Source organism: Luteimonas changyuni, assembly GCF_039548395.1.
Lineage (GTDB): Bacteria > Pseudomonadota > Gammaproteobacteria > Xanthomonadales > Xanthomonadaceae > Luteimonas.
Genome location: NZ_JBCLUZ010000026.1, coordinates 22,619 through 45,931, shown reverse-complemented (window position 1 = coordinate 45,931; position 23,313 = coordinate 22,619). Strand labels below are relative to the sequence as shown.

The 23,313-nt window shown below is 70.0% G+C and carries 22 protein-coding genes; 20 read left to right on the top strand and 2 right to left on the bottom strand.

The window, feature by feature from the left end:
- Positions 1-49: 49 nt before the first annotated feature.
- The 3 genes from WCD84_RS10230 to WCD84_RS10220 are packed head-to-tail and all read left to right on the top strand — an operon-like array spanning position 50 to position 5,581.
- The gene (locus WCD84_RS10230; protein ID WP_343281306.1) at positions 50-610 is read left to right on the top strand and encodes a GNAT family N-acetyltransferase; all 561 of its coding nucleotides are present in this window, start codon (positions 50-52) and stop codon (positions 608-610) included.
- Complete coding sequence (locus WCD84_RS10225) at positions 604-3,243, top strand: DUF3857 domain-containing protein (protein ID WP_343281305.1); 2,640 nt, start codon at positions 604-606, stop codon at positions 3,241-3,243. The genes WCD84_RS10230 and WCD84_RS10225 overlap by 7 nt, the downstream gene beginning before the upstream one ends.
- Before the next feature lie 58 nt (positions 3,244-3,301).
- Positions 3,302-5,581 (top strand): thiamine pyrophosphate-dependent enzyme, encoded by a 2,280-nt coding sequence (locus WCD84_RS10220; protein ID WP_343281304.1) that lies wholly within the window; start codon positions 3,302-3,304, stop codon positions 5,579-5,581.
- A gap of 387 nt (positions 5,582-5,968) precedes the next feature.
- Here the strand turns inward: WCD84_RS10220 and WCD84_RS10215 are convergent, their stop codons facing one another.
- Together WCD84_RS10215 and ygfZ are read right to left on the bottom strand one after the other, a co-directional pair.
- A complete protein-coding gene (locus WCD84_RS10215) occupies positions 5,969-6,457 on the bottom strand; it encodes an OmpA family protein (RefSeq protein ID WP_343281303.1) in 489 nt (162 codons plus the stop codon).
- Between the two features lie 152 nt (positions 6,458-6,609).
- Complete coding sequence (gene ygfZ / locus WCD84_RS10210; RefSeq protein WP_449280100.1) at positions 6,610-7,587, bottom strand: CAF17-like 4Fe-4S cluster assembly/insertion protein YgfZ; 978 nt, start codon at positions 7,585-7,587, stop codon at positions 6,610-6,612.
- Between ygfZ and WCD84_RS14370 the strand changes: the two genes are divergently transcribed.
- The 17 genes from WCD84_RS14370 (at position 7,548) to kdsB (ending at position 23,308) form a co-directional block, all read left to right on the top strand.
- A complete protein-coding gene (locus WCD84_RS14370; protein WP_449280099.1) occupies positions 7,548-7,784 on the top strand; it encodes a DUF1674 domain-containing protein in 237 nt (78 codons plus the stop codon). The genes ygfZ and WCD84_RS14370 overlap by 40 nt on opposite strands.
- Positions 7,785-7,868: 84 nt before the next feature.
- Positions 7,869-8,258: a succinate dehydrogenase, cytochrome b556 subunit gene (gene sdhC / locus WCD84_RS10200; RefSeq protein WP_343255402.1), complete on the top strand. Its 390-nt coding sequence runs from the start codon at positions 7,869-7,871 to the stop codon at positions 8,256-8,258.
- Positions 8,255-8,656, top strand: a complete 402-nt coding sequence (gene sdhD / locus WCD84_RS10195; RefSeq protein WP_343255403.1) for a succinate dehydrogenase, hydrophobic membrane anchor protein — start codon at positions 8,255-8,257, stop codon at positions 8,654-8,656. Before sdhC ends, sdhD begins: the two co-directional genes overlap by 4 nt.
- A gap of 13 nt (positions 8,657-8,669) precedes the next feature.
- A complete protein-coding gene (gene sdhA, locus WCD84_RS10190; RefSeq protein WP_343274669.1) occupies positions 8,670-10,460 on the top strand; it encodes a succinate dehydrogenase flavoprotein subunit in 1,791 nt (596 codons plus the stop codon).
- Positions 10,461-10,471: 11 nt separating this feature from the next.
- On the top strand, positions 10,472-11,257 hold the full coding sequence (locus WCD84_RS10185; RefSeq protein WP_343255405.1) for a succinate dehydrogenase iron-sulfur subunit: 786 nt from the start codon (positions 10,472-10,474) through the stop codon (positions 11,255-11,257).
- A 47-nt stretch (positions 11,258-11,304) separates the two neighbouring features.
- Positions 11,305-11,727, top strand: coding sequence for an MAPEG family protein (locus WCD84_RS10180; protein WP_343255406.1), 423 nt, complete (start codon positions 11,305-11,307; stop codon positions 11,725-11,727).
- Positions 11,724-11,999 (top strand): FAD assembly factor SdhE, encoded by a 276-nt coding sequence (locus WCD84_RS10175; RefSeq protein ID WP_343278080.1) that lies wholly within the window; start codon positions 11,724-11,726, stop codon positions 11,997-11,999. The genes WCD84_RS10180 and WCD84_RS10175 overlap by 4 nt, the downstream gene beginning before the upstream one ends.
- Positions 11,947-12,399, top strand: coding sequence for a hypothetical protein (locus tag WCD84_RS10170; RefSeq protein ID WP_343281302.1), 453 nt, complete (start codon positions 11,947-11,949; stop codon positions 12,397-12,399). Before WCD84_RS10175 ends, WCD84_RS10170 begins: the two co-directional genes overlap by 53 nt.
- A gap of 24 nt (positions 12,400-12,423) precedes the next feature.
- Positions 12,424-13,665 (top strand): lipoprotein-releasing ABC transporter permease subunit, encoded by a 1,242-nt coding sequence (locus WCD84_RS10165; protein ID WP_343281301.1) that lies wholly within the window; start codon positions 12,424-12,426, stop codon positions 13,663-13,665.
- A 49-nt stretch (positions 13,666-13,714) separates the two neighbouring features.
- Positions 13,715-14,422, top strand: coding sequence for a lipoprotein-releasing ABC transporter ATP-binding protein LolD (gene lolD, locus WCD84_RS10160; protein WP_343281300.1), 708 nt, complete (start codon positions 13,715-13,717; stop codon positions 14,420-14,422).
- Positions 14,423-14,832: 410 nt separating this feature from the next.
- Positions 14,833-15,309 (top strand): REP-associated tyrosine transposase, encoded by a 477-nt coding sequence (locus tag WCD84_RS10155; protein WP_343281299.1) that lies wholly within the window; start codon positions 14,833-14,835, stop codon positions 15,307-15,309.
- Positions 15,310-15,632: 323 nt separating this feature from the next.
- Positions 15,633-17,993, top strand: a complete 2,361-nt coding sequence (locus tag WCD84_RS10150; protein ID WP_449280098.1) for a DNA internalization-related competence protein ComEC/Rec2 — start codon at positions 15,633-15,635, stop codon at positions 17,991-17,993.
- Positions 17,994-18,242: 249 nt separating this feature from the next.
- Entirely contained in the window at positions 18,243-18,866 is a 624-nt protein-coding gene (locus WCD84_RS10145) for a MotA/TolQ/ExbB proton channel family protein (protein ID WP_343281297.1), read from the top strand.
- A gap of 7 nt (positions 18,867-18,873) precedes the next feature.
- A complete protein-coding gene (locus WCD84_RS10140) occupies positions 18,874-19,320 on the top strand; it encodes an ExbD/TolR family protein (RefSeq protein ID WP_343278082.1) in 447 nt (148 codons plus the stop codon).
- A 125-nt stretch (positions 19,321-19,445) separates the two neighbouring features.
- Positions 19,446-21,155, top strand: coding sequence for a lipid A export permease/ATP-binding protein MsbA (gene msbA / locus WCD84_RS10135; protein WP_343281315.1), 1,710 nt, complete (start codon positions 19,446-19,448; stop codon positions 21,153-21,155).
- On the top strand, positions 21,152-22,144 hold the full coding sequence (gene lpxK, locus WCD84_RS10130) for a tetraacyldisaccharide 4'-kinase (protein ID WP_343281296.1): 993 nt from the start codon (positions 21,152-21,154) through the stop codon (positions 22,142-22,144). The genes msbA and lpxK overlap by 4 nt, the downstream gene beginning before the upstream one ends.
- 360 nt (positions 22,145-22,504) lie before the next feature.
- The gene (gene kdsB / locus WCD84_RS10125) at positions 22,505-23,308 is read left to right on the top strand and encodes a 3-deoxy-manno-octulosonate cytidylyltransferase (protein ID WP_343281295.1); all 804 of its coding nucleotides are present in this window, start codon (positions 22,505-22,507) and stop codon (positions 23,306-23,308) included.
- Positions 23,309-23,313 lie beyond the last annotated feature (5 nt).

The window sequence follows — 23,313 nt, the reverse complement described above, 5'->3', positions numbered from 1 at the left end:
GCCGCATCCACGGCGCCACATCGGTCCAAGCGCCACAGGTAGATCCGCCATGTCCCAGGCCGATATCCGACTCGAAACCGAACGCCTCGTGCTGCGCGTGCCGCGGATCGAAGACTTCGACCGCTTCGCCGAGCTGATCGGCGACGAGCAGGCCGCGCGCCACATCGGCGGCCATGCCCCGCGTGCCGCGGCCTGGCGCAGGTTCCTGCAGCAGCCGGGTGCGTGGGTCCTGCAGGGCTTCGGCATGTTCTCGATCCTCGACAGGAACAGCGGCCTCTGGCTTGGACAGGCCGGGCCGTGGAAGCCCGAGGGCTGGCCGGGCAACGAGATCGGCTATTCCTTCCATCCCGATGCCTGGGGCAGGGGCTACGCCACCGAAGCCGCGACCGCCGCGATCGACTGGGCGCTGGCCAAGCTCGGCTGGGATGATTTCATCCACTGCATCGCGCCGGAGAACCTGGCGTCGCAGCAGGTGGCCCAGCGCCTCGGGTCGGCGCTGAAGGGTTCCGGGCGGCTGCCTGCACCCTACGAGGATGCGCCGGTCCAGATCTGGGGCCAGACGCGCGACGAGTGGCAGGCACGCCGGCGGGAGCAGCAGGCGTCGTGTTGATTCATCGCGGGACCTTGGTGGCCTGCCTGGTCGCGTTGGCCGTCGCGCTGTTCGCTGGGCCAGCGCAGGGCACCACGCAGCCCGCCATCGCGCCGGACCCGGCTTGGATCGAGCTGCAGCCGGTTCGCGGTGACGCCGGCACCGCCGCGGTCGCCGACGATGTCCGCTTCCTGCTGGTCGATGACCAGGTCAACCTGCTGGGCGCCAAGCCGGTCTGGCACAGGCGCCTGGTGGAGCGCGTCATCAGCGAGCGTGCGCTTGCCGACGCGGCGCGCCTGTCGATCGATTTCCAGCCGCTGTACCAGCGCGTGGAGATCCACGCGGTCGAGCTGCTGCGCGACGGCGGGCGCATCGACCGCCGGCAGCGCGCCGACATCCAGGTGCTGCGCCGCGAGTCGGACATGGAGTCAGGGATCCTCGACGGCCGCCTGACGGTCCAGGTCACGGTGCCCGACGTACGCGTGGGCGACCGCATCGACTACCGCTTCAGCGTCACCGGCGCCAACCCCATCTTCGGCAGCGAATACCACGACACCTACGCGGCCGGCTACGGCATCGCACTGGCCGAGCGCCGCGTGCTTTTCCTGCACCGGCCCGATGTCACCCTGCGGCACCGCGTCGACGGGCCCGGATACAGCGTTGCGCAGGGCGGTGGCGAGGGCTACCGCAGCCTGGAATTCCGGGCCTCCGACCTGCCGCGCATCGTGGAGGACGACGACACGCCGCAGTGGCACGACGGCTTTGGGCGCCTGCGCGTGTCCACCCTGGAGGACTGGCCCGCGGTCGCCGCCTGGGCGAAGCCTCTGTACCCCGCGCGGCTGATGGACCGCGCGCTGGCGGCGGAGCTGGTCGCGAAGCTGCAGCTGGACGCGGCCGATCCGGTGGGCTCGATGGAGCGCGCGATCGCCTTCGTGCAGGGCGAGGTGCGCTACACCGCGATCGACATGGGCAGCCATTCCCACGCCCCCAGCCCGCCCGAAACCACGCTCGAACGCCGCTTCGGCGACTGCAAGGACAAGTCCTCGCTGCTGGTGTCGCTGCTGGCCGAAGCCGGGATCGAAGCCGAGCCCGTGCTGGTCAACACCCATGCGCGCAGCGCGGTCGCCCGGCGCCTGCCCATCCCGCTGGCCTTCGACCATTTCGTGTTGCGCGCGCGCACCGACGCCGGCGACGTCTGGATCGACGCCACGCGCAGCCGCGAGCGTGCGCCGCTGCACGCGCGCGAGCCGCTGCCGTTCCGCTACGGCCTGCCCGTACATGCGGGCGGCGGCCTGGTGGAGATCCCTGCGCCGAAGCCCGCGCTGCCGGACGTCGAAGTCACGCAGCGGATCCGCCTGCACGCGTCCGGCGGCGAGGCCCGGGCGCTGTTCGGCGTCGTGACCGACTACCGCCGCGGCGAGGCCGAGGACCGGCGCGTGCAGTACGAGGACAGCGCCCGCGGCGATATCGGTGAACGCTATCTGTCCTATATGCGCTCGTTCTACGACGGCATTGCCGCCGCCGGCCGGCCCGATGCGGCCGAGCCGCCGGCGCCGGGCGTGATGCGCACGGTCGAGGGCTACCGCCTGGACTGGAACCTGCAGCGGGACGGCCAGGCCTTCGGCATCGTCCTGTTCCAGCTTGGCGACTGGTTGCCGACCCTGGCGCAGGGCACGAGGACCGCGCCGCGGCTGCTCGCAGGGCCGCAGTACGCAACGCACACGATCCGCGTCGACTATCCGCGCGGCTGGTCCATCACGCCCGGCGAAGATCGGGTCGAGAACCCGTGGTTCACGTTCGAACGCCGCGTGGACGTGGAGGGCGATGACCTGGTGGTCTCGGGCAGCTGGCGCCGCCACGCCGACGACGTCCCGGCCGCCGACTACGCCCGCTTCCGCACCGACATGGAGCGCGCCAGGGACCTGCTGGCGTACCAGGTCGACCTGGACGCAACGCCGGCCGTTTTTTCCGCGCGCGCGGCGGACTGGGCCTGGCCGGCGGCGGCCACCGTCGCCCTGGCCGCGCTGCTGGGCCTGGCATGGAGGCGCAGGCGCAGGGACCGGCTGTCGGGAATGCTGTTCGCGCCCAGGCCGACGATGGCGGCGCTGCTGCAGCGCCCGCGCGCGTGGTGGCCGGCGCTGGCGCTGATGGCGTTGACCGCCGTGCTGGGCGCGGCGCCCGACTTCGTCGACGAGTCCCTCGGCGGCAACCTGGTGCTGGCGATCGTGAGCCTTGTGTCGTCGCTGGCCTGGTTCCCGCTCTACACGCTGTTGCTGATGGGTTGCCTGCGCATGCTTTCAGTACGCGCCGGCTACGGCAACCTGCTGCTGGCCGCCGCCTGGGCATGCGTGCCCTACCTGCTGTTCCTGCTGCTTGCCGGCATGGCGCTCGGTGGTCGGATCGAGGTCTTTGCCGACGGCCATGAAATGCAGCCGTCCGACCTTCCCGGCGTCCTGCTCGCGGTGCTGCTGGTGCTCACCGGCCTGTGCTGGAGCCTCGTGACCAGCGTCAACGCGGGCGCGGTGGCGGCATCCACCGGGCGCGCGAAGATGTTCGGCGCATTCGCGCTGTCCTTCCTGTTCCTGGTCGGCCTGGCGCTGGTCGTGGGGCTGGTCGCCGCCGTCGTCTATTTCTCAAGGGGCGGGGTCCTGTGATCCCGTCCCGCCACCGATCCCAGTCTTCATGCCAGCCCCGTCCGGAGCATCGCAAGCCATGACACGTTCCAGCGTTCCGTCCCCCATCCCCGCGCGCATGCGCGGCCTCAACCGCGCCGAGATCTGCGACGTCAACTTCAGCGAGTTCGTGCGCGGCTGGGAGGGCGGCGTCGGCCAAGCGCCCGCCGCCGGCGACGCCATCCTGCCAGGCAGCGCGCTCGACGCCTCCGGCTTCATGGAGCTGTTCGAATCACAGCTGATCAGCCGTCACCTCGACCTGATGGCGCGCGTGCTGCGGGTGCAGAACAAGGTCTTCTACACCATCGGGTCCAGCGGCCACGAGGGCAACGCGATGGTCGCGCGCGCCACGCGCCACACCGATCCCGCGTTCCTGCACTACCGCTCCGGCGGCTTCATGGCCGAGCGCTTCCGCAAGCTGCCGGGCATGGACCCGGTGATGGATTCGGCGCTGTCGTTCGCGGCGTCAAAGGACGACCCGGCCTCGGGCGGTCGCCACAAGGTCTGGGGCAGCAAGCCGCTGTGGGTGCTGCCGCAGACGTCCACCATCGCATCGCACCTGCCCAAGGCCTTCGGCACCGCGGTTGCGATCGAGCAGGGCAGGCGCATCGGCCACCCGCTGCCGGTGCCGGGCGACAGCATCGCCATCTGCTCGTTCGGCGATGCATCCAGCAACCACGCCACCGCGCAGACCGCCTTCAATGCCGCCGCCTGGACCGCCTACCAGAAGCTGCCGGCGCCGGTGCTGTTCGTGTGCGAGGACAACGGCATCGGCATCTCGGTGAAGACGCCCGACGGCTGGATCGCGCGCAACTTCGCGCAGCGCCCGGACCTCGACTATTTCACCGCCGACGGCCTGGACCTGGCCAACGGCTATGGCGACGTGCAGCGCGCGGTCGACCACTGCCGCCGCAGTCGCCGCCCCACCTTCCTGCACCTGCGCACCACCCGGATCATGGGCCACGCCGGCACCGACTTCGAGATCGAATGGCGCTCGATCGAAGAGCTGTGTGCGGTCGAGGCCACCGACCCGCTGCTGCGTTCGGCCGCGATCGCGCTCGAGTCCGGACTGATGTCGAAGGACGACGTCATCGACCTGTACGAGGCCACGCGCGCGAAGTGCTTCGCCGCCGCCGAGGACGCCGACAGCCGCCCGCGCCTGGACAATCTCGAAGACGTGATGGCGCCGCTGGCTCCCTACACGCCCGACGCCGTCGCCGCCGAGGCCGGGCGAGCCGATTACCAAGAGCGCCGCCTGGAAGTGTTCGGCAGCGAAGCCAAGCTGCCCGAGAACCAGCCGCCGAAGCACCTCGCCGTCCAGATCAACCAGGCCCTGCACGACCTGTTCGCGAAGTACCCCGAAGCCCTGCTGTTCGGCGAGGACGTGGCCCAGAAGGGCGGCGTCTACACCGTCACCAAGGGCCTGCAGAAGTCCTTCGGCGCGCGCCGCGTGTTCAACACCCTGCTCGATGAAACCGTGATCCTCGGCCTGGCCCAGGGCTACGCCAACATGGGCCTGCTGCCCATGCCCGAGATCCAGTACCTGGCCTATTTCCACAACGCCTGCGACCAGATCCGCGGCGAGGCGGCGTCACTGCAGTTCTTCAGCAACGGCCAGTACCGCAACCCGATGGTGATGCGCATCGCCTCGCTCGGCTACCAGCGCGGCTTCGGCGGCCATTTCCACAACGACAACTCGATCACCGCGCTGCGCGACATCCCGGGCCTGGTGGTCGGCTGCCCCAGCCGTGGCGACGACGCCGCCACCATGCTGCGCACGATGATGGCGCTGGCCAAGGTCGACGGCCGCGTCTGCGCCTTCCTCGAACCGATCGCGCTGTACATGACCAAGGACCTGCACGAACCCGGCGACGGCGGCTGGCTGACGGAGTTTCCGGCCCCGGGCGAAGCGATGGAGCTCGGCGAAGGCCGCGTCTACGACCAAGACCACGAGGACCTGGTGATCTTCAGCTACGGCAACGGCGTGCCGATGAGCCTGCGCGCCGCTCGCGCCATCGAGGCCAGGCACGGCTGGAAGGTGCGCGTGGTCGACCTGCGCTGGCTGGTGCCGCTCAACCAAGACTTCATCCGCGAACAGGCCGCGACCGCGACCCGCATGCTGATCGTCGACGAAGGCCGCCGCAGCGCCGGCGTCGGCGAGGGCATCGTGACCGCCATCGTGGAGGCCGGCTTTGCCGCGCGCCCCTTCCTGCGCGTCACCGGCGCCGACACCTTCACCCCCCTGGCCGGCGCCGCCTTCCTCGTGATCCCGTCCGAAGAAGAAATCCTCGCCGCCGCCGACCGCCTCGCCGCCACCTGAGCGCGCCCGACGTCATCGCCGCATCCGTGTGGGAGCAGCTATAGCTGCGATTCCCCCGTGTGGGAGCAGCTACAGCTGCGATTCCCACATGTCGCGTCATCTCGCCGAAGGCGCGCGGTACGGCGGGCCGGTGGGTACTCCGTGGGCTGTCCCGCTGCGCGGGCCTTTATGCCCACTGCGCACCCCCCAACCCGCCTTGCAGCGCCTTCCCGCGGCCCGCCGGAAACATCAAAAGCACGGCACCTTCGCTCTTCCTACACCCCGCCGCGCAGATGGCAGCGGAGGGTGGGCGGGTATTCCGCCGGCAATAAGGAGCAGCCCCACCGCGACGCCGGCGGAGTACCCGCCCATCCTCCGCCCTCCGCCCCCCAAAGCCAACCCAGCCCTTTAAGGCGCCACAACCCGCACCTCAACCCGCCGGTTCGGAGCAAGACAGTCGATCAGCGCCTGCCCCCTCTCGCCATCGCACGCGGCCACGGGCTCCACGCTGCCACGGCCCACAGCCGTGACCTGCTCCGCCAGAACACCGGCGGCAATCAGATGGTCCCGCACCGCCGCCGCGCGCTTGCGCGACAGCTCCACGTTCGCCGCGTCCTTGCCGATGCGATCGCTGTGACCGATCACGTGCACCGCCTCGATGCCGGGCGTTGCAAGGACCCGCGCCGCCAGCTCGTCGAGCTCGGCGCGCCCCGCATCGCTCAGGTTCTCCACGCTGGCCTTGCCGAACGCGAACAGCGCATCGCCGGACAGCGTGTGATTGAAGGAGGCTGGCGGCGGCGGCTCGGGCGCAGGTGCAGGTTCGGGCGCGGTGGCGCAGGCGGCGATCAGGCAGGTGGCCGCGAGCGCGGCCAAGGTCGGCTTCCACTGGCGATACATTTGATTCCCCTGGTTCGTTGCGGCGGCGCCTGGCCCCATGCCGGGCGTCCCCCTCCGGATCCCCTGCGCCCGAGCATAACGCCGGAGCATGTCCATGCTGCAACCGCGGTCGCGGTTCCGGAACCTTGGGGGCGGGGGAGTGGTGCCGGCGGTCAGCGCGCCAGGCCGTCCAGCAGCGGCAGGGCCGCCAGGGCCGCGCCATCGACGTGCAGCGCCGGGGCGTCTTCCGCCCGATCAAGCGGCAGCACCGCCAATGCCAATGCAGCGTGGCCGGGCGCTTCGTTGGCAGCCGAAGCGCCTGCGACCACGGTGCCGAGCGCGCGATCGCCCGCCATCACCGATGCACCGGCAGTCGGCGCGACCGCGCAGCCGAACAGCGCCAGCCCGCGCTTGGCCTGGCCGAGGAAGTGGGTGCGGGCCACGATCTCCTGCCCCGGGTAGCAACCCTTGTGCACGCTGTAGCCGCGCAGGCGGTCCAGCGAGAGCTGCTGCGGAGTGAAGGCTTCGAGCGTTGCGGCACCGGGTCGCGGCAGGCCGTGTGCAATGTCGAAGGCGCGCCAGCGGGCGAGGGCATCGGCATCGACGCGGGGGCCAGCGGCCGCGGCGTCGCCTGCGTTGGCTCCAAGCGCACCAGCGCTGCCGGACAACGCGATGCGCAGGGTGCGTGCCGTCGTGCCGTCGCCGAAATCGAGCTCCACGTCGCCATCGGCATCGATCCTTGCCGCTGCGCCGGACGCTACGGTCGCCCCAGGCGCGGTTGCGCCAACCGCGCCAACCGCGTCGCCCGGCGCAGCAAACGCCCCGCAGACCGACAGCTCCTCGGGAACCCGCAATTTCACCTTGCTGCGGAACACGAAGCGCCCCAGCGCCGCCGCCAGCGCATCGGCATCGCCATCTGGCAGCAGCAGCCACAGCGTCTCCGGCCCCACGCGCAGCAGCGCGAACAGGGCCTGCACGCGACCCTTTGGCGTCAGCCAGCCGCTCCATTGCCACTGGCCGTCTGCCAGCTTCGAAAGGTCACCCATGAACTGCGCCTGCGCGAAGGCGATCGCATCGCGGCCTTCAAGCGCGAGCAGGGCATGGTCGGAAAGTGCGAAAAACCGTGCGTGCGCGGCGGCTGGCTTGTCCAAACTGTGCTCCGGGACGTAGACTTCGACTCGTGCAAGATCCCGCAATCATAGGCGAAACGCCGCAAGAGACGCCCCCGGTGACATCCCCGGGCGACGCGCCGGCATCGCCGCCGGCGCCCGAGTACGGCGGGCGGGACGGCCCTGATCCAACGCGCTACGGCGACTGGGAGAAGAACGGACGCTGCATCGATTTCTGATGCGGAGCCGCCGGACGCGGCCACAGCAAGACCTTCGTAAGCCAACGCGGCGCTGCCGCCGCCCAGCAAGAGACGCCTGCCGCGATGACCCATTCCAACCGCCCCCTGTCGCCGCACCTCCAGGTGTACCGCTGGCAGATCACCATGCTCATGTCGATCCTGCACCGTGCCACCGGCATCGTGCTGGTGGTCGGCGCGTTCGGACTCGCGTGGTGGCTGCTTGCCGTCGCCGCCGGCGGCGAGGCCTATGCCTCCGCCGCCGCCTGCCTGGCCTCGCCCCTGGGCAAGGTCGCGCTGTTCGGGTTCTCGGCGGCCCTGGTCTTCCACCTGCTCAACGGCATCCGCCACATGCTGTGGGATGCCGGCTGGGGCATGGAAATTCCCGAGGTCTACCGGTCCGGCTATACCGTGTTCGGGCTCACCGTGGTGCTGACCGCGCTGATCTGGTTCGTGGCACTGGGAGCATCGGCATGAGCGACGTCAAGGTGACCCCCGACTACCGCACGCCGCTGTCGCGCGCGCGCCGCCTGGGTTCGGCCAAGTCCGGCACCGGCCATTTCTGGTGGCAGCGCGTGACCGCCGTGGTGCTGGCGCTGCTGGTGCCGTGGCTGGTCGGCACCCTGGTATCGATGGTCGGCGCCGACCTGGCCCGCGTGTACGACGTGTTCTCGCGCCCCTACAACGCCATCCTCATGGCGCTGTTCGTGATGGCGCTGTTCTGGCACGCGAAGCTCGGCCTCCAGGTGGTGATCGAAGACTACGTGCACAACCGCGCCGTCGAGCTCACGCTGCTGGTGCTCAACATCCTCCTCTGCGTGCTCGGCGCGCTGGGATCGCTGTACGCGATCGCCCGCATCGCGCTGCTGGCCTGACAAGACGCCCGAAATGACCAACGCCTACAAGATCACTGAACACAACTACGACATGATCGTGGTCGGGGCCGGCGGCGCCGGCCTCCGCGCCACCTTCGGCCTGGCCCAGAAGGGCCTGCGTACCGCCTGCATCACCAAGGTGTTCCCGACCCGTTCGCACACGGTCGCGGCGCAGGGCGGCATCTCGGCCGCGCTCGGCAACATGGGCGAAGACGACTGGCGCTTCCACTTCTACGACACCATCAAGGGCTCCGACTGGCTGGGCGACCAGGACGCCATCCAGTACATGTGCCGCGAGGCCATCCCCGCGATCATCGAGCTCGAGCACCAGGGCGTGCCGTTTTCGCGAACAGAAGAGGGCAAGATCTACCAGCGTCCCTTCGGCGGCATGACCACGCACTACGGCAAGGGCACCGCCCAGCGCACCTGCGCCGCGGCCGACCGTACCGGCCACGCCATGCTGCACACGCTGTACCAGCAGTCGCTGGCGCACAAGGCCGAGTTCTTCATCGAGTATTTCGCGCTCGACCTGATCATGGACGAGGAGGGCGCCTGCCGCGGCGTGCTTGCCATCGACATGGCCGAGGGCACGCTGCACCTGTTCCGCGCCCAGGGCACGGTGCTGGCCACCGGCGGCTACGGCCGCGCCTATTTTTCCGCAACGTCCGCCCATACCTGCACCGGCGACGGCGGCGGCATGGCGCTGCGCGCCGGGCTTGGCCTGCAGGACATGGAGTTCGTGCAGTTCCATCCCACCGGCATCTACGGCGCCGGCTGCCTGATCACCGAGGGCGTGCGCGGCGAAGGCGGCATCCTGCGCAATTCCAACGGCGAACGCTTCATGGAGCGCTACGCGCCCAACGCCAAGGACCTCGCCAGCCGCGACGTCGTCAGCCGCTCGATGACCATCGAGATCCGCGAAGGCCGCGGCGTCGGCGAGCACAAGGACCACATCCACCTCGACCTGACCCATCTCGATCCCAAGGACATCCACGAGAAGCTTCCGGGCATCTCGGAGTCCGCGCGGATCTTTGCCGGCGTCGACGTCGAGAAGCAGCCGATCCCGGTCATCCCCACCGTGCACTACAACATGGGCGGCGTGCCGACCAACTACCACGGCGAAGTGGTGCAGCTGAAGGACGGCAACCCGGATTCCGTGGTGCCGGGCCTGTACGCCATCGGCGAGGCCGCCTGCGTCTCGGTGCACGGCGCCAACCGCCTGGGCTCGAACTCGCTGCTGGACCTGGTGGTGTTCGGCCGCGCGGTGGCCAACCGCTGCGCCGAGACCATCAAACCCGGCGCGCCGCACAAGCGCCTGGCCACCGATGCCTGCGACAAGGCGCTGGCCAACCTCGACAAGCTGCGACATGCCAACGGTGATACGCCGACGGCGGTGATCCGCGACAACATGCAGCGCACCATGCAGGCTGACGCTGCGGTGTTCCGCACCGGCGAGACCCTGGCCGAGGGCGTGGCGAAGATCCGCGACATCCACGCCTCGTTCGCCGACGTCAAGGTCAGCGACCGCTCGCTGGTCTGGAACTCGGACCTGATCGAGACCATGGAGCTGCAGAACCTGCTCGGCCTGTCGCTGGCCACCATCGTGTCTGCGGAAAACCGCAAGGAATCGCGCGGCGCACACGCACGCGAGGACTTCCCGGACCGAAACGACGCCGAATGGCAGAAGCACTCGCTGACCTGGGTGGACGAGGCGGGCAACACCCGCATCGACTACCGCCCGGTGCACATGTACACGCTCGACGACGAGGTCGAAGTCGTCCCGCCCGTTGCGCGCGTCTACTAGGATCGAAGCAGATGGCTGAATTTTCCCTCCCCAGGAACTCCAGGGTCCACAAGGGCAAGCACTTCGCCGCACCCGCCGGGTCGTCACGCGTGCGCGAGTTCAAGGTCTACCGCTGGAGCCCGGACGACAGCGAAAACCCGCGCACCGACACCTACGAGGTCGACCTCGACAAGTGCGGGCCGATGGTTCTCGACGCGCTGATCAAGATCAAGAACGAGATCGATCCGACGCTGACCTTCCGCAGGTCCTGCCGCGAGGGCATCTGCGGTTCGTGCGCGATGAACATCGACGGCACCAACACGCTGGCCTGCACCAAGGCCATCGACGACTGCGGCAAGGGCGAGGTGCCGATCTACCCGCTGCCGCACATGGAGGTGGTCAAGGACCTGGTTCCTGACCTGACCCACTTCTACGCCCAGTACGCCTCCATCCAGCCCTGGATCCGCACCCAGAGCTCGCCGCCGCCGGACCGCGAGCGCCTGCAGTCGAAGGAGGACCGCGCCAAGCTCGACGGCCTGTACGAGTGCATCCTGTGCGCCTGCTGCAGCACCGCGTGCCCCAGCTACTGGTGGAACGGCGATCGCTACCTCGGCCCCGCGATCCTGCTCCAGGCCTACCGCTGGATCGTCGACTCCCGCGACGAAGACACCGGTGCGCGACTCGACGACCTCGAGGACCCGTTCAAGCTCTACCGCTGCCACACCATCATGAACTGCACGCGGACCTGCCCGAAGGGGCTCAACCCCGCCAAGGCCATCAGCGAGATCAAGCAGCTGATGCTGGCCCGGCAGGTCTGATCCACACCGCGCCGGCAGCCGCCGGCGCGTTCGTATCCGGGGGAGCGATGACAAGCAACCTGATCCTGTGGCCCGCCGTGGTCCTGGTCGCGCTGACCTTCGTGGTGGCCGTGGTGATGTACCGCCGGCGCGTGGCGGTGATGAAGCGCGAGCGCGTGCATCCGCAGTCGGTGGCGCTGTCGGCGCAGATCGCGCAGCGGCTCACCGATACCCGCGCGTCCGACAACTACCGCAACCTGTTCGAACTGCCGGTGCTGTTCTATTTCGCGGTCGCCGTGGCGATCGCCGCCGGTGTGCGCGATCCATGGGTGCTCGGGCTGGCCTGGGGCTTTGTCGCGTTGCGCATCGTGCACAGCGCGATCCACTGTGGCTACAACAAGGTCATGCATCGCTTCCAGGTCTTCATTGCCGGCTTCTTCGTGCTGGCGCTGCTGTGGATCCGCCTGGCCTGGTACCTGTTCCAGGTATGAGCAGGCCCGTCGACACGCCCATCGCCGACGACGAAGCCGAGTTCCGCCGCCTGCGCTGGCGCTGCCGGCGCGGCATGCGCGAGCTGGACCAGCTGCTCGAGCGCTGGCTCGACCGCGAATGGCGTCAATCCCCGACGGCCGAGCGCGAGGTCTTCCTGCGGCTGCTGGACAGCGAGGACGATAGGCTGTGGAAATGGTTCCTCGGCCACCAACGCCCGGATGACGACGCCCTCGATGCCCTGGTCGGCAGGATCCGCGCCCTGCCGCATTGACTGGCGGCCATCGCGCTGGCCTCCGGCGATCCTGATACTGCTGGGCGTGCTTGCGCCGGTCGCAGTGCTGGCCAGCGAGATGCCGCGCCCGGCGGCCTGGCTGCTGGCCGCGGCCGCGGCGCTGCAGGGCCTGCATTCGGCCATGCGCGAGTGGCGACGGGTCCCGCGCAGCCTGCTGTTCACCGCCGATGGCGGCCTGCTGGTCGATGAGGTCGACGTGACCGGCGTCCAGCTGCACTGGCGCGGCCCGCTCGCTTTCCTTTCCTGGCGCGATGCCGCCGGCCGCCGCCGGCGCCTGGCCTGGTGGCCCGATACCCTGCCGCCGCGCTGGCGTCGTGAACTCCGGCTGGCCGTCGACAGGCTGCCCGCTGCGCGCGCGGGGCCATCGGTGGCACCATAGCGGTCTTAAAGCCGGCGAGACCCGATGTTCAAACCACTGCCTGTCGCCATCGGCCTGCGCTATCTCCGCGCCAAGCGCCGCAACGGCTTCATCTCCTTTATTTCGCTGGCCTCCATCCTCGGCATCGCCATCGGCGTGACCGCGCTGATCACCACGCTTGCGGTGATGAGCGGGTTCCAGCGCGAGATCCGCGACCGCATGCTGCAGATGACGCAGCACGCCACCGTCAGCGCCCACGGCGAACCGATGCAGGACTGGCAGCGCGCGGTCGATGCGGCGATGGCCGATCCGCGCGTCGCCGGCGCCGCGCCCTACATCTCCACCGAAGGCCTGCTTTCGGGCAAGCGCCGCGAGCCGGCCATGGTCCGCGGCATCACGCCGGCCGACGAGGCCAAGGTCTCGGTGCTGGGCGAGCGCATGGTCGAAGGCAGCCTCGATTCGCTGACTCCGCGCAGCTACAACATCGTGCTTGGCCGCGAGCTGGCGGCGTGGCTTGGCGTGCGCACCGGCGACAGCGTGGTGGTCACCACCGATTTCCAGGCCACGCCGATGGGCGCGGTGCCGCAGCTCAAGCGCTTCACCGTCAGCGGCGTGTTCGAGGCCGGCTACCAGGAGTTCGACAAGGGCCTGGCCGTGGTCAACATCGAAGACCTGCAGCGCCTGCTGCGGATGGGCGAGGGCGTGACCGGCGTGCGCCTGCACATGCACGACATGGACCAGGCCTATGCGGTCGCGCGCGAGCTCGCGCTGAAGCTTGAAGGCCCGTACATGGTCAGCGACTGGACCATGGAGAACGCGCACCTGTTCCGCGCGCTGAAGCTCGAAAAGACCATGATCGCGATCCTGCTGTCGCTGATCATCGCCATGGGCGCCTTCAATCTGGTGTCATCCCAGGTGATGCTGGTCACCGACAAACAGTCCGACATCGCCATCCTGCGCACCCTGGGGCTGACGCCGGGCGGGGTGATGCAGGTCTTCATGGTGCAGGGTTCGCTGATCGGCGTGTTCGGCACCGTGCTTGGCGTGGTCGGCGGCGTGGCGCTGACGCTCAACCTCGAGCGCATCCTGAAGCTGATCGAAGCCGTGACCGGCGCCGAGCTGATGCCGGCCGACGTCTACTACATCACCGGGCTTCCGACCGACCTGAGTACGCAGGACATCGTGATCGTGGCCCTGGTCGCCCTGGCCATGGCCTTCCTGGCCACCATCTACCCGGCGCGGCGTGCGGCGCGCACCGACCCGGCGGAGGCGTTGCGCTATGAGTGAGCGGGCAGGGAAGGGCGTGCAGGCGCGCGGGGGTGCCGGTGCGGTCGACATGGCAGAGCGCCATGCCGACGAAGTCGTGGGCGCCGGGGCCTTGGGCAAGACCTATGCCGAAGGCCGGATGCACACGCCGGTGTTCGATGGCCTCGACCTGTCGGTATCGGCCGGCGAGACCGTGGCGATCCTCGGCGCATCGGGCGCCGGCAAGAGCACCTTGCTGCATCTCCTCGGCGGCCTGGATACGCCGACCGCCGGCGAGGTCTACGTCACCGGCCAGCGCATGAGCGCGCTGTCCGACGCCGAGCGCGGCCGCCTGCGCAACCGCGCGCTGGGCTTCGTCTACCAGTTCCACCACCTGCTGCCCGAGTTCAGCGCGCTCGAGAACGTGATCCTGCCGGTGCTGCTGTCGGGTGCCGGCGTCGCAGAGGCGTCCGCCCGCGCGCGCGTACTGCTGGAGTCCGTCGGCCTTGGCCATCGCCTCGAGCACAAGCCCGGCGAACTTTCCGGCGGCGAACGCCAGCGCGCCGCCGTCGCCCGCGCCCTGGTCAACCGCCCCGCCTGCGTGCTCGGCGACGAACCCACCGGCAACCTCGACGAAAAGACCGCCGCCACCGTGTTCGAACTGATGCTCGAACTCAACCGCGCCGAACGCACCAGCCTGGTCCTGGTCACCCACGACCGCCGCCTCGCCCGCAGGCTCGACCGCGTCCTCGAACTCCACGAAGGCAAACTCCGCGAGATCGCCCCCGCCTCCGCCTGAAAATTCCATTTTTTGGGGGGGGGGACGCCTACTCGGCGTGAGCGGCCACGTTGTGGGAGCCGTGAATCTGTAGGAGCCGTCGATCTGTGGGAGCCGTCGATCTGTGGGAGCGGCTATAGCCGCGATCAACCTTGCCGAGATCGCGGCTATAGCCGCTCCCACAGGTACGCGTGAATCCCCTTCAACCGGCCCCGCCACCATTGGCGCAGATAACTGTTGTGGCCTTGCCACCTTGGCGCAGATGCCTTTTGTGGCGTTGCCATTCTTGGTGTAAATGCCTTCTGTGGGAGCGGCTATAGCCGCGATCAACTTTGCCGAAATCGCAGCTATAGCCGCTCCCACGAAATCCCGACACCGATGTCGGGGAAGCTGCCGCTGCCACCCCGACGCGGAAGCGTCAGCCTAGGCCCATGCCCAGGCCACGCTCCCAAACCCTTCGTCGCGGACGCTGGTCCGAAGCCGGCAACATCTATCTCCTCACCTTCGTCACGGATCGACGTCGTCCGTGGTTCAGCGATTGGGATCCTGCGTCGCGCATCTCAGGTGCCCTTGCCGACGGCGCAGCCTGGGCCGGCTCCAGGCTATTGTGCTGGGTGCTGATGCCCGATCACTGGCACGGCGTACTCGAGCTGGGCGAGCGCGAATCCCTGTCCCGCAGCGCCGGTCGGGCGAAAGCCCTTGCAACGCGCACATGGAAGCCCCGGGATGGCAGTCGCCTGTGGCAGCCCGGCTTCCATGACCGCGCGTTGCGCGCAGAAGATGACCTTCTTGCCGTCGCCCGCTACGTCGTCGCCAACCCTATCCGCGCGGGCCTGTCGCGCAGCTTCGGGGGCTATCCCTATTGGGATGCGATCTGGGCAAGCCCCGATCCCGACTCTGCCGCATGACCCGGGACGATCAGGCCGAGGCCATCGCGGCCATGGCCGCTGCCACGGAGGGGCTTTGCTCTGATGGAGATCAGCGGCTCCGGCCTGCGGCCACCACCGCTCCCAGGGACGAACCCTCCTGTGGGAGCGGCTACAGCCGCGATTCCGACCCCGCCAATCGCGGCCATGGCCGCTCCCACGAACCCTCTTGTGGGAGCGGCTATAGCCGCGATTTCGACCACGCCAATCGCGGCCATGGCCGCTCCCACAAAGGCCCAGCGAGCACAGCTATAGCTGCTTCTGCTTCGGCTTCTGCTTCTGCTTCTGCACCTGCTTCTACGTCTGTGTCTGCGGTTGTCCCTGTTGCTCCTGTGTCTGTAGTTGCTCCGGCATTCGGGGTGGGGGTGGCGGGGGCGCTGGTTCTGGGGGCGTTTGGCTGTCTGCGGCTTACGGCTTTGCCGGCGACGGCCCTGTTTGCGGCCTTGCTGCTCGTGGGGCTTGCCGGTTGGTGGGGCTTGCGGAGCCGCTGGCGCTGGGGCGGGGCGGCGTTGGCCGGGTTCGCGCTCTGCGGCCTGCATGCGGCGGCGTCGCTGGGTGCGCAGCTGCCGGCGGAGCATGAGCGGGCGGACTTCAGCGTCAGCGGTCGCGTCATCGGTCTGCCCGAAACCGAGCTGCGGCGCACGCGCTTCCTGCTCCGCGTCGATGACGATCCGGCGCTTCCTGAATTCCTGCGCGGAGCGAAGCTGCGCCTGTCCTGGTACGAAAACGACTGGTCGGACGAACCCACGCGGCGCCACGAGCTGCGGCCTGGCGCGCGCTGGCGGCTGCAGCTGCGCCTGCGCGCGCCGCGCGGGCTGCGCAACCCGGGTGGCTTCGACAGCGAGCGCCACGCGATGGCCGCGCGCATCGCCGCCACCGGCTATGTCCGCGAGCAGGCGACGGCGGAGCAGCTGGCTCCGCCGCGCGGCATCGACGGCTGGCGCGACCGCATCGCGACCCGCATCGACCAGGCCGTACCCGGCGCTTCCTCGCGCTACGTGCGCGCGCTGGCACTGGGCGATACCCGCGGTCTGGCCGACACCGACTGGGAGCTTCTGCGTGCGACCGGGCTGACCCATCTGATCGCGATTTCCGGTTTCCACGTCGGCCTGGTCGCAGGCTTCTTCGCCCTGCTCGGGGCAGGCGTGTGGCGCCTGTTTCCGGCGCTGTGCACGGTCGTTCCGAGGCCGCAGGCCGCGGCCGCCGCGGCCTTCCTCGGCGCGCTGGGCTACGCCGCCGTCGCCGGCTTCGCCCTGCCCACGGTGCGCACGGTGCTGATGATCGCGGTGGTGGTCGCGGCGCGGCTGTCACGGCGCCCGCTGCGGATCGCCGAGTCGCTGGCGCTGGCCGGGATCGCGATCGTTCTGGTCGATCCGCTGGCGCTGCTTTCGCCCGGCTTCTGGCTCAGCTTCGGCGGCGTGGCCTGGCTGCTGTGGTGCCTGCCGCAGGCCGGCGGCAGGCCGCTGCGCGACTTCCTCTCGGCCCAGTGGGTGGCCACCCTTGGCCTGCTGCCGATGACGGCCATCCTCTTCGGCCAGGCCTCGCTTGCCGGTCCGTTCGCCAACCTGGTGGCGATCCCGTGGTGGAGCCTGGTGGTGGTGCCGCTGTCGCTGGTCGGCACCGCGCTGGAAGGCCTGCATCCCGGCTGGGGAAGCGGCGCCTGGCGTCTGTCGGCCCGGGCCTTCGATCTTTCGTGGCCGCTGTTCGAGCGCCTTGGCAGCAGCCCGCTGGCGTTGTGGTGGCTCCCCGAGGCCCGCTGGTTCGCGCTGCCGATGGCGATGTTCGCCGCGTTCTGGATCCTGCTGCCGCGCGGCGTGCCGGGCAAGCCGCTGGCGCTGCTGCTGTGGCTGCCGCTGCTGTGGCCCGACCGCCAGCTGCCGCGGCATGGCGAAGTCGAGCTGGTGGTGCTGGACGTGGGGCAGGGCATGTCGCTGCTGGCGCGCACCGCCGGCCACGCCATGCTGTTCGACATGGGCCCTGCCATCCGCGATGGCTACGATGCCGGCGAGCGCGCCGTGGTGCCGGCGCTGCATGCGCTGGGCGTGCGCCGGATCGATGCGATGGTGGTGAGCCATGGCGATGCCGACCATGCCGGCGGACTCGATGCCGTGCGCCGGCGCTTTCCGACGAAGCGACTGCTGGCGCCCGAGGGCGTGGAGATCGACGGCGCATCGACCTGCCTCGCCGGCAGCGGCTGGCAGCGGGACGGCGTCAGCTTCCGCTTCCTGCACCCGCCGCTGCACTTCCCCTACCTGCGCAACGAATCCAGCTGCGTGCTGCGCATCGAGACCGCCCACGGCAGCGTGCTGCTGCCCGGCGACATCGGCGAGCCGGTCGAGGAGCGCCTGGTGGGGCGCGTGCCGCAGGATCTGCCGGTGGACGTGGTGGTGGTGCCGCACCACGGGTCCAGGCATTCGTCGACGACGGGCTTCGTGGCCGCGACCTCGCCGCGGCTGGCGCTGGTATCGGCCGGGCATGGGAACCGGTTTGGCCATCCCGATGCGGACGTGGTCGAGCGCTGGCAGGCCGCGGGGGCGCGCGTGCTCGAAACCCCGGCCGCGGGTGCGCTGCGCATCCGCATCGGCGGGGCCGGGCTGGAGGCCGAAGCGGAGCGTGACCGCCGTCGCCGTTTCTGGGACGCCGAGCGGTTGTGGGAGCAGCTATAGCTGTGATGCCGCAGCGCCTGGCGACTTTGCACCGTCCAGGCAGACCGATCGCAGCTATAGCTGCTCCCACAAAGGCGGGCTGCTGCCACAGGGCCGGGCTGCTTCCACAGGTCGCAGCTATAGCGGCTGCCACAGGTCGCAGCTATAGCTGCTCCTACAGGTTGCGGCCATGGCTGCTCCTACGGGCGGGGGTTGTGGCGGTATCCTATGGGCCCTGTTTCCCGGGCCCCCCGGCCCCTGGAGTGATGCGTGCTGGAACTGGTCAAGGCGGGCGGCTGGCCGATGCTGCCGCTGCTGCTGCTGTCGGCGGTGGCGCTGGCGATCATCGTTGAACGCTTCTGGACGCTGCGTCGCAACCAGATGCTGCCGGCCGGCCTCGGCCGCGAGGTGCGCGACTGGGTCGGGCGTGGCGGACAGCTGGATCCGGCGCACATCGAATCGCTGCGCGGCAACTCGCCGCTGGGCGCGCTGCTGGCCAGCGTGCTCGACATGCGCAACCACCCGCGCGAGGAAATGCGCGAGCGCGTCGAGGACGTCGGCCGCCACCAGGCGCACCGCATGGAGCGCTACCTCAACGCGCTCGGCACCATTGCCGGCATCGGTCCGCTGCTGGGCCTGTTCGGCACCGTGGTCGGCATGATCCAGATGTTCCTCGGCATCATGGATGTCGGCATGGGCGAGATGAACGAGCTCGCCGGCGGCATCGGCAAGGCCCTGGTCTGCGCCGCCGCGGGCATGGTGGTGGCGGTGCCGGCGCTGATGTTCCACCGCTTCTTCCGCGGCCGCATCGACGGCTACATCGTCGCCATGGAGCACGAGGCAATCGCGCTGATGGACGTGCTGGATCCGCGCAGCCGCCCGGCCAGGGGCTGAGCCACACATGCGCATCCGCGACCGCCGCGCCGAGGACATCCCCGAGATCAACCTCGTGCCGCTGATCGACGTGATCCTGGTGCTGATCATCTTCTTCGTGGTCACCACCACCTTCGACACCCGTTCGATGCTGAAGCTCGAACTTCCGCGCGCCGACGCCCGCGCCGCCGACAGCGAGCAGCCTTCGCTGAGCGTGCTGGTGAATGCCGAGGGCCGCTACTTCATCGATGACCGCGAGGCGCTGCGCACCGACGTCGAGTCGATCAAGGCCACGATCCTTGAAGTCGCCGGCGAAGACCGCGAGCGCCCGGTGCTGCTGCGCGCCGACGCCCGCACCCCGCACCAGGCGGTGGTGACGGCGATGGACGCGCTGGGCCAGCTCGGCTTCCGCCGCATTTCGATCGCGACCGCGCCCGAGGCCGGCGGCGCCGTCGTGCAGGATCCCGCGCGGTGAGCCGCGCAGGCGGACGGGACCCGTCACAGCCGCAGGCCCCGGCCGCCGAAGGCGCATCGGCTGCCGCGCCGTCCGCCACCAGGCCGGCTGCACCCGCGCCCTCGGTCTGGCAGACCTACCGCCGCCTGCTCGGCCACACCATCAACTACCGGCCGCTGCTGATCGTGGCGATGGTCGGCATGGTGATCGAGGCCGCGGCCGGCGCCGCCTTCGTCTGGCTGATGGAGCCGCTCACCAACCAGGGCTTCGTCGATCCCGACCCGGACATGGCGCTGATCCTGCCGCTGGCGATCATCGGCCTGTTCCTGCTGCGCGGCGCGGCGACCTTCTGCACCGACTACGGCATCGCGCGGGTGGGCCGCAGCGTGGTGCGCGACCTGCGCGAGCTGGTGCTGGGCAAGTACCTGCGCCTGCCCAGCAGCCGCTTCGACACCGAAGCCGTGCCGCAGATGGTCAGCCGGCTCAACTTCGACACCGAGCAGGTCACACAGGCCAGCGCCGACGCGCTGAAGATGCTCATCGCCGACGGCCTGACCATCGTCTTCCTGTTCGGGCTGATGCTCTGGACCAGCGTCAAGGTGACGCTTGCGATGATCCTGATCGCGCCGCTGATCGGGGTGCTGGTCTGGTACGTGGGCGGGCGCTACCGGCGCATCAGCCGTGGCATCCAGACCGGCATGGGCGACCTGGCGCACAGCGCCGAGCAGTCGCTGGCCGCGCAGCAGGACGTCAAGGTGCACGGCGCGCAGGCCTTCGAGCAGGGCCGGTATTCGAAGCTCGCCAACCGCGTGCTCGGCCTGAACATGAAGGTCGAGGCCACGCGCGCGGCGTCCTCGGCGCTTGTGCAGATCCTGGCGGCGCTGGCGCTGGCGGCGATCGTCTGGGTGGCGATCCGCGAATCGCTGGCGGGGCAGCTGAATCCCGGCGAGTTCATCAAGCTGATGACGGCGATGATGGGCATCATCCCGTCCCTGCGGCGCATCACCAACGTGCAGAGCGTGCTCGGCCGCGGCGTGGCCGCCGCCGAGCGCCTGTTCGCGATCCTCGATGACGAAGAGGAGGACGACCGCGGCCGCCACAAGGTCGAGCGCGTGCGCGGCGAACTGGTGTTCGAGGGCGTCGGCCTGCGCTACCGCAGCGGCGAGGGCAGCGCGCTGGATGACGTGAGCTTCCGCGCCGCGCCCGGCACCGTCACCGCCATCGTCGGCCGCTCGGGCAGCGGCAAGACCAGCCTGGTGCGCCTGGTGCCGCGCTTCTACGAGCCCAGCGCCGGCCGCATCACCCTCGACGGCGTGCCGCTGGGCGACTACCCGCTGGCCGACCTGCGCCGGCAGATCGCACTCGTCGGCCAGCGCGTGGCGCTGTTCGACGACACCGTCGCCGCCAACATCGCCTACGGCATCGACGCGCCGCTTGAGTCCATCCGCGCCGCCGCCGAGGCCGCCAACGCCTGGGAGTTCATCGAACGCCTGCCGCAGGGCCTGGACACGCCGATCGGCGAGAACGGCTCGCTGCTGTCGGGCGGCCAGCGCCAGCGCCTGGCGATTGCGCGCGCGATCCTGCGCGATGCGCCGATCCTGATCCTCGACGAGGCCACCGCCGCGCTCGACACCGAGTCCGAACGCCTGGTGCAGGACGCGCTGCAGCGGCTGATGCCCGACCGCACCACGCTGGTGGTCGCGCATCGCCTGTCGACCATCGAGCACGCCGACCAGGTGCTGGTGTTCGACCAGGGCCGGATCGTGGAGCAGGGCACCCATGCCCAACTGCTGGCGCAGGGCGGGCTGTATGCGCACCTGCACGCGATGCAGTTCCGCGACGGCGGTGCCGCATGAGTCGTCGCGAAACTCCGCGCTGGTGGTACGACGGCGGCCGCGTGCCGCTGTGGGCGCACGCGGTGTCGCGCGTGTACGCCGCGCTGGTCGCGCTGCGCGTGCGCCTGTACCGCATCGGCCTGCTGCGCAAGCACCGGATCAAGGTGCCGGTAGTCGTGGTCGGCAACCTGGTCGCCGGCGGCAGCGGCAAGACGCCGCTGACCATCGCCATCGTCGAACGCCTGCGCGCCGAAGGCTGGAATCCCGGCGTCGCCACCCGCGGCTACGGCCGTGCGGACGCGTCGAAGCCGCTGTGGGTCCAATCCAACACGCCAGCGGCGCAGGGCGGTGACGAGCCGGTGCTGATCGCGCGCCAGTCCGAAGCCCGCGTGCGCGTCGACCGCGACCGCGTCGCCGCCGCGCGCGCGCTGGCCGCCGCCGGCTGCGACATCGTGGTCTGCGACGACGGCCTGCAGCACTACGCGCTGGCGCGCGATATCGAGATCGAAGTCATCGACGGCCGCCGCCGCCACGGCAACGGCCTGCCAATCCCTGCCGGCCCCATGCGCGAGGCCGCCGCACGCGCCGCTGCCTGCGACTTCCGCATCCTCAACGCCGGCAGCGATCCCGACATCGCCGCCGGCTTTGGCGAATGGCCGATGTGGCTCGCCCCCGGCGACGCCGTGCCCCTGCTTGGCGGCCGCGGCCTGCCGCTGTCGGCCTTCGCCGGCCGGCGCGTGCACGCGGTGGCCGGCATCGGCGACCCGGAGCGTTTCTTCGACATGCTGCGCGCGCTGGACATCGCCGTGGTCCCGCACGCCTTCCCCGACCACCACGCCTATGTCGAAGGCGACCTGCGCTTCGGCAGCGACCTGCCGGTGCTGATGACCGCCAAGGACGCCGTGAAGTGCGCCGCCTTCGTCACCGAAAAGCACTACGCCGTCCCCGTGCGCGCCGAACTCCCCGAAGCCTTCTGGGTCGCCCTGCTGGCCAGGCTCGCCCCCGCCTGAATCTGTGGGAGCGGCTATAGCCGCGATCGGGACAGCGGCTGTGGGAGCGGCTTTTGTGGGAGCGGCTACAGCCGCGATCGGGACAGTTCGAATTCGCAGCTATAGCTGCTCCTACAAAAGCGCTGCAGCAGTATCTGTAGGAGCAGCTATAGCTGCGATCGGGGCGCCTCGGAATCGCGGCTATAGCCGCTCCCACAAAAGCGCTGCAGCAGTATCTGTGGGAGCAGCTATAGCTGCGATCGGGGCGCCTCGGAGTCGCGGCTGTAGCCGCTCCCACAAAAGCTGGGCGCCTCGGATTCGCAGCTATAGCTGCTCCTACAAAAGCGCTCTTGCGGGGCGAAGCGGGGCACAATCGGGGGCATGATCAGGCAATCCTTCGTCGTCGCCATTCCCGCGCGCTTCGCCGCCTCGCGCCTCCCGGGCAAGCCCCTGCGCCTGCTCGCGGGCGAGCCGCTGGTCCTCCACGTCGCCCGCCGCGCGCTGGCCGCCGGTGCCGATGCGGTCTGGGTGGCCGCTGATGACGAGCGCATCGCCGAGGCGCTCGCCGACAGCGGCGTCCGCATCGCCATGACCTCGCCCGGGCACGCCTCCGGCAGCGACCGCCTGGCCGAGTGCGCCGCCATCGCCGGCTGGTCCGACGACACCGTGGTGGTGAACCTGCAGGGCGACGAACCCTTCGCGCCCGCCGCCGGCATCCGCGCCGTGGCCGCGGCGCTGGTTGAATCCGGGGCCGAGATGGCGACCCTCGCCACGCCGGTGGACGCCGCCGCCACGCTCGCCGATCCCAATGCGGTCAAGCTGGTCCGCGCCGCCAGCGGCGACGCCCTGTACTTCAGCCGCGCGCCGATCCCCTGGCCGCGCGACGCCTGGTCCACCGCCGAAGGCCGGGCCGCGCTGCCCGCCGGCGGCCACTGGCTGCGGCACATCGGCATCTATGCCTACCGCGCCGGCTTCCTGAAGCGCTTCGCGGCGCTGCCGCCCACGCCGCTGGAGCAGGCCGAATCGCTGGAACAGCTGCGCGCCCTCGAGCATGGCCACCGCATCGCCGTCGCCCTGTCGCCGGAGCCGTTTCCGCCCGGCGTGGATACGCCGGAAGACCTGGCGCGCGCCGAACTGCGCTTCGCCGCCGCCCACTCGGCCCATGCCGACCACAGCGACTACTGACCGCT